Below are 6674 nucleotides of genomic sequence, written 5' to 3'. Positions count from 1 at the left end.
GAAGGCGCTCGAGGAGGCCGACGGCGACCTCGAGAAGGCCGTCGAGATCCTCCGCCTCAAGGGCGCGAAGGGCAACGCGAAGCGTGCCGACCGCTCCACCAGCGAGGGCCTCGTCGCCGCCGCCCTCAACGACGGCAAGGTCACCATCCTCGAGTTGAACACCGAGACCGACTTCGTCGCCAAGAACGAGCGCTTCATCGCTCTCGCCGACCAGGTGCTCGCGGCCGCCGCCGCCATCAGCGCCGACTCCGTCGAGGCCGCGCTGGCCGCGGATGCCGAGGGCAAGACGGTCGCCGAGCTCATCTCCGATGAGGCAGCGATCATCGGTGAGAAGGTCGAGCTGCGTCGCGTGCGCACGATCACGGGTGACAAGTTCGAGATCTACCTGCACAAGACGAGCAAGGACCTTCCGCCGCAGGTCGGCGTCGTGCTCGCCTACACCGGTGACGACGCCGAGACCGCGCGCTCGATCGCGCAGCACATCTCGTTCGCCAACCCGACCTACCTCTCGCGCGAGGACGTCCCGGCCGAAGAGGTCGAGAAGGAGCGCGAGATCGTCACGGAGATCTCCCGCAACGAGGGCAAGCCGGAGGCGGCGCTGCCGAAGATCGTCGAAGGCCGCGTGAACGCGTTCTTCAAGCAGGTCGCTCTGCTGGATCAGGACTACGCGAAGGACAACAAGCTGTCCGTCGCCAAGGTCGCCGGCGACGCCGGCATCACGATCACCGACTTCGCCCGCTTCAAGGTCGGCGCGTAAGTCGCGTCAAGGGGTCCGCATTCACCGAATGCGGACCCCTTTTCCATGCCCCGCCTTCGATAGTCTGCATCTCGACGAGAGGAACCCCCCGTGACCGATGAGAATACCGGACGCCGTCGCGTCCTCCTGAAGCTGTCCGGGGAGGCCTTCGGAGGAGGCCAGCTCGGTGTCAACCCCGACGTCGTCGGTCAGATCGCACGCGAGATCGCCGCGGCGGTCGACCGGGTGGAGATCGCCATCGTGGTGGGCGGTGGCAACTTCTTCCGCGGAGCGGAACTGAGCCAGCGTGGCATGGACCGCGGGCGCGCCGACTACATGGGCATGCTCGGCACCGTGATGAACGCGCTCGCGCTGCAGGACTTCCTCGAGCAGGCCGGCGCTGCCACACGTGTGCAGTCGGCCATCTCGATGACTCAGGTCGCAGAGCCCTACATCCCGCGTCGCGCCGAGCGGCACATGGAGAAGGGCCGCGTGGTCATCTTCGGCGCCGGCGCCGGTTTGCCCTACTTCTCGACCGACACGGTCGCCGCGCAGCGCGCTCTCGAGATCGGCGCGGACGAGGTCCTGGTCGCCAAGAACGGCGTCGACGGCGTCTACACGGCTGACCCCAAGACGAACCCGGATGCCGTCCGGATCGACACCATCACGTATCGCGACGCCCTCCAGCGGGGCCTGAAAGTCGTGGACTCCACGGCGTTCAGCCTGTGCATGGACAACGGCATCGACATGCGTGTCTTCGGCATGGAACCCGCGGGCAACGTCACCCGCGCGCTCCTGGGCGAATCCATCGGCACGCTCGTCACCGTCTGAGCCGCTCAAGGCTGCGCACTAGACTTTTCCCTGACGTACCGAACGAATGGAGTGACCGTGATCGCCGAGATCCTGGCTGACACGTCCGCCCGCATGGACCGCGCCGTGGAGGCTGCGAAGGATGACTTCGCGACCGTGCGCACGGGTCGTGCAAACCCCCAGCTCTTCCAGAAGATCCTGGTCGACTACTACGGTTCCCCGACCCCGCTCGCCCAGCTGGCATCCCTGAACACGCCGGAAGCGCGCACTCTGGTCGTCACGCCCTATGACAAGTCCGCTCTCAAAGCGATCGAGCAGGCGATCCGCGACATGCCGAACCTGGGCGCGAACCCGTCCAACGACGGCAACATCGTGCGTGTGTCGATGCCGGAACTGACGGCCGAGCGTCGCAAGGAGTACGTGAAGCTCGTTCGCACCAAGGGGGAAGACGCCAAGGTGCACCTTCGCGGCATCCGTCGAAAGGCGAAGGATGAGCTCGACGCGCTCAAGAGCGAGGTCGGCGAAGACGATCTCGTGCGTGCCGAGAAGGAGCTGGACGCCGTCACGCGCAGCCACGTCGACGAGATCGACGAGGCACTCAAGCGCAAAGAAGCCGAGCTTCTCGAGGTCTGAGGACGTGCCGACCACCGACTCGCCGGGAGATGCCGGGCTCGGAGGCGCTCCGGACCCGGAGGGGGACCGCACGCGCTCCGCAAGCTCGGCGAGCTTCCAGGCTCACGTGCGCGCCGCGCGCACCGAGATCGAGCACCAGATGGACCGGGCTCGCGCCGACTTCGAGGAAGTCACCGACCGCATCAATGCGCGCACCGGTCGCAATCTTCTGATGGCGATCCTCATCGGGCTGGCGGTCGGAGCAGTGGTGCTGGGCTCGTTGCTGTTCATCAAGTGGCTCTTCCTCGTGTTCGCGGTGCCGGTGTGTCTGCTCGGCGTGTTCGAGTTCAGCCGGGCGCTGCAGACCGCCGGCCGGCGCGTCGATGTGTGGCCGCAGATCGTCGCCGGCGCGGTCATCATGCTGTCCGCTTTCTTCGCGGGTCACCTGACGCATTGGGCGCTGACCTTCGGGGCGGTGACCGCGGTGATCGTATGGCGGCTGCTCGCGCAGATGGTCGCTCGCGACGGGCGTCGATACGGCGAGGTCCTCGGCGATGTGCTGATCGCCGGCTTCCTCCCGCTGTACGTCCCGTTCCTGGCGAGTCTCGCGCTGGTCCTGCTGCGCCAGGACCAGGGCGAGTACTGGGTACTCGGCATGCTGATCGCCGTGGTCGCGACGGACACCGGAGCCTACGCGTCCGGGCTCGCCTTCGGCTCGCACCCGATGGCGCCGCGGATCAGCCCGAAGAAGACATGGGAGGGGTTCGCCGGGGGAGCCCTGGCGACTCTCATCGCCTCCGTCCTGTGGGCACTGTTCGTCCTCGGCATCCCCTGGTGGGCCGGCGTGGTCTTCGGGCTGCTCATCTTGGGGTGTGCGACCGTCGGTGACCTCGGCGAGTCGATGATCAAGCGCGATCTGGGCATCAAAGACATGAGTTCATGGCTGCCGGGCCACGGCGGCGTGCTTGATCGGCTGGACTCGATCCTGCCCTCGGCTGCCGCCGCTCTGGCTCTCTATTTCCTCTTCTCTCCTCTGGTGGTCTCATGAACGACGCCGCCGCGACGAGCGCGCCGCCGTTCCCGCTGACGTCCGGCCGCACCCGCGGCTATCGTCCCGATGCCGTCGACGATTTCCTGGCCCGCGCCCGCGCGGCGTTCGAGTCGGGGCAGTCGACAGACATCGATGCGGCCGCCGTCCGCACGGCCGCGTTTCCGCTCGTGCGGCGTGGATACCAGGTGGTCGCGGTCGATGCTGCTCTCAGCCGCATCGAAGACGCGTTCGCCGCCCGCGAACGCGAACAGGCACTGTCTCGTCGCGGCGCACGAGCATGGGTGGGACAGTCGCGCAAGCTGGCCCAGGAGGTGCTGGATCGCCTCACCCGCCCCAAGGGCCGTCGCTTCCGCCGCGTCGGAATGCTGCGCTTCGGCTACCGGGTCGACGAGGTCGATCTGGTCGCCGACAAGATCGCACGCTTCCTCGAGAGCGGCGAACCGGTGACCGTCGACCAGGTGCGTTCGGTCGCTTTCCGGATGCAGCGGCGGGGCTACAGCGAGGCGCAGGTGGACGCTGTCCTGGACGCCACCGTCGAGGTCATGCTCGCCGTCGTCTGATCAGGACAGCCTGGCGGGCTCGGAGCAGCGCGCTAGAATCGGAGGACTGTGACTGCCGACGCCGAATCGACGCCCGCCCGCGTCGATGTTCCCGAGACGCGCGCCGCGCGGAGAAATCAGGTTTCCCCGCGTCGCGTGCGTCCGCCTGCCCCCACCGCGAAGTGGTCGCGCCGACGCGGCGTCATGAGCGGATTCGCCGTGCTGGCCGTTCTCGGATTCGGCGTCGCGTACATCGGACCGATGACGGCCACGAGCCCGCGCGCCCAGGCCGCCGAGGTCGCCCCCATTTCTCTCTACGCGTCGACGATCGCCAACGCCCAGGCGTACCTCGCGGCATCCGACCAGACAGTCGGCCTCGGACGCGACGGCGTCGTGTACAGCGTCTACGTCACGCCCAAGCCCACGCCGACGCCCACGCCGTCGGCAGCGAAGGGATCGTCGTCGTCGAGCTCGTCGTGGTCGCCCCCGTTCGTGGCCCCCGACCCGGGCACGGCACAGTCCATCGCGTACGGGATGGTTCAGCAGCGCGGCTGGGGCGACGACGAGTTCGCCTGCCTGGTCGCCCTGTGGAACAAGGAGTCCGGATGGCGAGTGGGCGCCTACAACGCGGGAAGCGGCGCCTACGGCATCCCGCAGGCGCTTCCGGGAAGCAAGATGGCGTCGGCGGGCGCAGACTGGGAGACCAATCCTGCAACGCAGATCGCCTGGGGCCTCGGCTACATCGGGGGACGTTACAGCAGCCCGTGCGGGGCGTGGTCGCACTCACAGTCCACGGGGTGGTATTGAGCACATGCCGCGCGCGAACCGACGGCACCCCTCACCAGCCGACGATTCGTTCGATCGGCTGTTGAGCGGCTGGAAGCGTACCGAGTCCCGGCGCGGCGCCGAGTGGACCGTGCAACCGGTCAGTGCCGTCCAGGCGCAGAAGACCTACGTCTGCCCGGGGTGCGGCCGATCTATAGCGCCGCGCGCGGCTCACGTCGTGGTGTGGCGCGCGGACGGCGTCCTGGGCGACGCCGCGGATCTGGCCGCGCGGCGGCACTGGCACACGGCCTGTTGGAAGGTGGCATGAGATGGAGATTCGCGGACCGGTACTTCTGCCCGCGCGGCGCGAGGAGATCGAGCTCGAAACGCTCGACGGGCTGACTCTCGTCGGAGAGCTGGCGCTGCCCGCGCACCGCGACCCGGTCGCCACGCTCGTGACACTGCATCCGCTGCCCACAGCCGGCGGGTTCATGGATTCGCACATCCTGAGGAAAGCCGCCGGACGCCTGCCGGCCCTCGCCGACCTCGCCGTCCTGCGATTCAACACGCGGGGCACGACGTCGCCCCGCGGCACGAGCGAGGGTGCCTTCGACGGCGGACGCGCCGAGGAGTTCGACGTTGCCGCGGCGCTCGCTTTCGTCGAGGCGCGGGCTCTGCCGCATCCCTGGCTCGTGGGATGGTCTTTCGGTACCGAACTGGCTCTGAAGTACGGGCGGGATCACGCGATCGACGGTGTCATCCTGCTCTCCCCGCCGTTGCATCGCGCCACCGCGGCGGACGTCGCCGCGTGGCGGGGAGAGACCAGGCAGGTGGTGGCTCTCATCCCCGAGTTCGACGACTATCTCCGCCCCGCCGAGGCTCACGACCGTTTCGCCCCCATCGACCATGCGCGGGTCATCGCCGTCGACGGCGGCAAGCATCTGTGGGTGGGGGAGACGCAGACGCGCCGCGTTCTCACGGAGATCGTCGCGGCCGTCAACCCCGACGCGCTGCCCCTCGCCACCGAATGGGACGAGCAGTAGGACTCATCGCTCGTTCTGACGAGGAATGATCACCTGACGGTAGATGATCAGGATGCTCGCGGCAACGGGAATCGCGATGAGCGCGCCGAGGAGTCCGAGCAGGGCGCCTCCGGCCAGCGCTGCGATCACCACGACGGCGCCGGGCACCGACACCGCGCGGTTCATGATGCGCGGCGAGAGGAGGTAGGCCTCCACCTGCATGTACACCACGTACCAGACGAGCGCCACGATCGCCGTCAGCGGCGAGCTGAGTCCGGGGATGAGGCAGGTGAGCACGATGATCGCCGAACCCGTGAGTGTGCCCACGAGGGGGATCAGCGAGAAGAAGAACGCGATCACCGCCAACACGGCCGGGAACGGGGCCCCGATGATCGAGAGGAAGGCGGCGCTGAGGACACCGTTGATGGCACCGAGCGTGACCTGCCCCATGACGTAGTGACCCACGGATGCGGTGATCTGCTCCGAGAGGTCGACGAAACGTGCCCGCTTCGAGGCGGGCACGAGCTGTGCGACCGACGCCTTCAGCGACGGCGTCGACGCGGTGAAGTAGATCGTGAGGATCAGGATGATGATCGCCCCGGTGATGAGCGAGATGATCGAGGCGCCGATGCCGAGGATCACGTTGCCGGCCGATGTTCCGATCTGCGCGAAGTCCAGGCTGTTGAACCAGTCGGACACGTACTTGAACGCCATGTCGACATCCAGCGCGGGGAAGGTGGCGTGCAGCCACTTCGACAGATCGTCGACGGGGTTCCACGAGCCGTTGACCGCGCTGTCGATGAGTCGCTGCACCTGCGTGATCAGCTGAGCGATCTGCCCCACGAGGACCGGGATGACGATCAGCACGATGCCGGTGAACACCGCCAGCACTGCCGCGAAGGTGATCAGCAGCGCCGCCCACCGCGGCAGGCGACGACGCTCCAGCCAGCTGACGAGAGGATCGAGCCCGAGCGCGAGGAACAGGGCCGTCCCCACGTACAGCAGGATCGTCGACAGCGACTGCACGCTGGTGATGAGCAGGATGCCGACGCCCACGCCGAGCGTGGCGACGAGAGCCGTGCGGAACGGATGCTGCAGCTTCATGGTGATGTCAGAATACGCACCGCGCGGCGCTTTCG

At 67.8% G+C, this 6674-nt stretch carries 9 protein-coding genes; 8 read left to right on the top strand and 1 reads right to left on the bottom strand.

The genetic code is table 11. The features are described 5' to 3' along the window. From tsf to ABS64_RS11965, 8 genes are all read left to right on the top strand, one after another. Nucleotides 1-757 (top strand): translation elongation factor Ts (gene tsf / locus ABS64_RS12000; RefSeq protein WP_292683779.1); only part of this gene is annotated, 757 nt, incomplete at its 5' end. Nucleotides 758-847: 90 nt separating this feature from the next. Beyond that, the gene (pyrH, locus tag ABS64_RS11995) at nt 848-1567 is read left to right on the top strand and encodes a UMP kinase (protein ID WP_016465040.1); all 720 of its coding nucleotides are present in this window, start codon (nt 848-850) and stop codon (nt 1565-1567) included. Nucleotides 1568-1624: 57 nt separating this feature from the next. After that, nucleotides 1625-2179, top strand: a complete 555-nt coding sequence (frr, locus tag ABS64_RS11990; protein WP_005050254.1) for a ribosome recycling factor — start codon at nt 1625-1627, stop codon at nt 2177-2179. A gap of 4 nt (nt 2180-2183) precedes the next feature. Then, on the top strand, nt 2184-3206 hold the full coding sequence (locus ABS64_RS11985) for a phosphatidate cytidylyltransferase (protein WP_288119872.1): 1023 nt from the start codon (nt 2184-2186) through the stop codon (nt 3204-3206). Then, nucleotides 3203-3769 carry a DivIVA domain-containing protein gene (locus ABS64_RS11980; RefSeq protein ID WP_288119873.1) on the top strand — a complete coding sequence of 189 codons (567 nt, stop codon included), beginning with the start codon at nt 3203-3205 and terminating at the stop codon, nt 3767-3769. The genes ABS64_RS11985 and ABS64_RS11980 overlap by 4 nt, the downstream gene beginning before the upstream one ends. Before the next feature lie 183 nt (nt 3770-3952). After that, the gene (locus tag ABS64_RS11975) at nt 3953-4555 is read left to right on the top strand and encodes a lytic transglycosylase domain-containing protein (RefSeq protein ID WP_292683776.1); all 603 of its coding nucleotides are present in this window, start codon (nt 3953-3955) and stop codon (nt 4553-4555) included. A 4-nt stretch (nt 4556-4559) separates the two neighbouring features. Further along, entirely contained in the window at nt 4560-4841 is a 282-nt protein-coding gene (locus ABS64_RS11970) for a hypothetical protein (RefSeq protein WP_288119875.1), read from the top strand. Between the two features lies 1 nt (nt 4842). After that, nucleotides 4843-5556, top strand: coding sequence for a hypothetical protein (locus tag ABS64_RS11965; RefSeq protein ID WP_005050260.1), 714 nt, complete (start codon nt 4843-4845; stop codon nt 5554-5556). A 3-nt stretch (nt 5557-5559) separates the two neighbouring features. On the opposite strand, the gene ABS64_RS11960 is transcribed toward ABS64_RS11965, so the two are convergent. Next, complete coding sequence (locus ABS64_RS11960) at nt 5560-6639, bottom strand: AI-2E family transporter (protein ID WP_036283736.1); 1080 nt, start codon at nt 6637-6639, stop codon at nt 5560-5562. Nucleotides 6640-6674: the final 35 nt, after the last annotated feature.

This window comes from Microbacterium sp. SCN 69-37 (genome assembly GCF_001724435.1).
Taxonomy (GTDB): Bacteria; Actinomycetota; Actinomycetes; order Actinomycetales; family Microbacteriaceae; genus Microbacterium; species Microbacterium laevaniformans.
The sequence above is the reverse complement of the archived record's forward strand: the minus strand, read 5'-3'. Positions and strand labels throughout refer to the sequence as shown.

Coding starts and splice junctions, on each gene's coding strand:
- ABS64_RS11980 (WP_288119873.1), top strand. CDS start 3,203: ATGAACGACGCCGCCGCGACGAGCGCGCCGCCGTTCCCGCTGACGTCC.
- ABS64_RS11975 (WP_292683776.1), top strand. CDS start 3,953: ATGAGCGGATTCGCCGTGCTGGCCGTTCTCGGATTCGGCGTCGCGTAC.
- ABS64_RS11970 (WP_288119875.1), top strand. CDS start 4,560: ATGCCGCGCGCGAACCGACGGCACCCCTCACCAGCCGACGATTCGTTC.
- ABS64_RS11965 (WP_005050260.1), top strand. CDS start 4,843: ATGGAGATTCGCGGACCGGTACTTCTGCCCGCGCGGCGCGAGGAGATC.
- ABS64_RS11960 (WP_036283736.1), bottom strand. CDS start 6,639: ATGAAGCTGCAGCATCCGTTCCGCACGGCTCTCGTCGCCACGCTCGGC.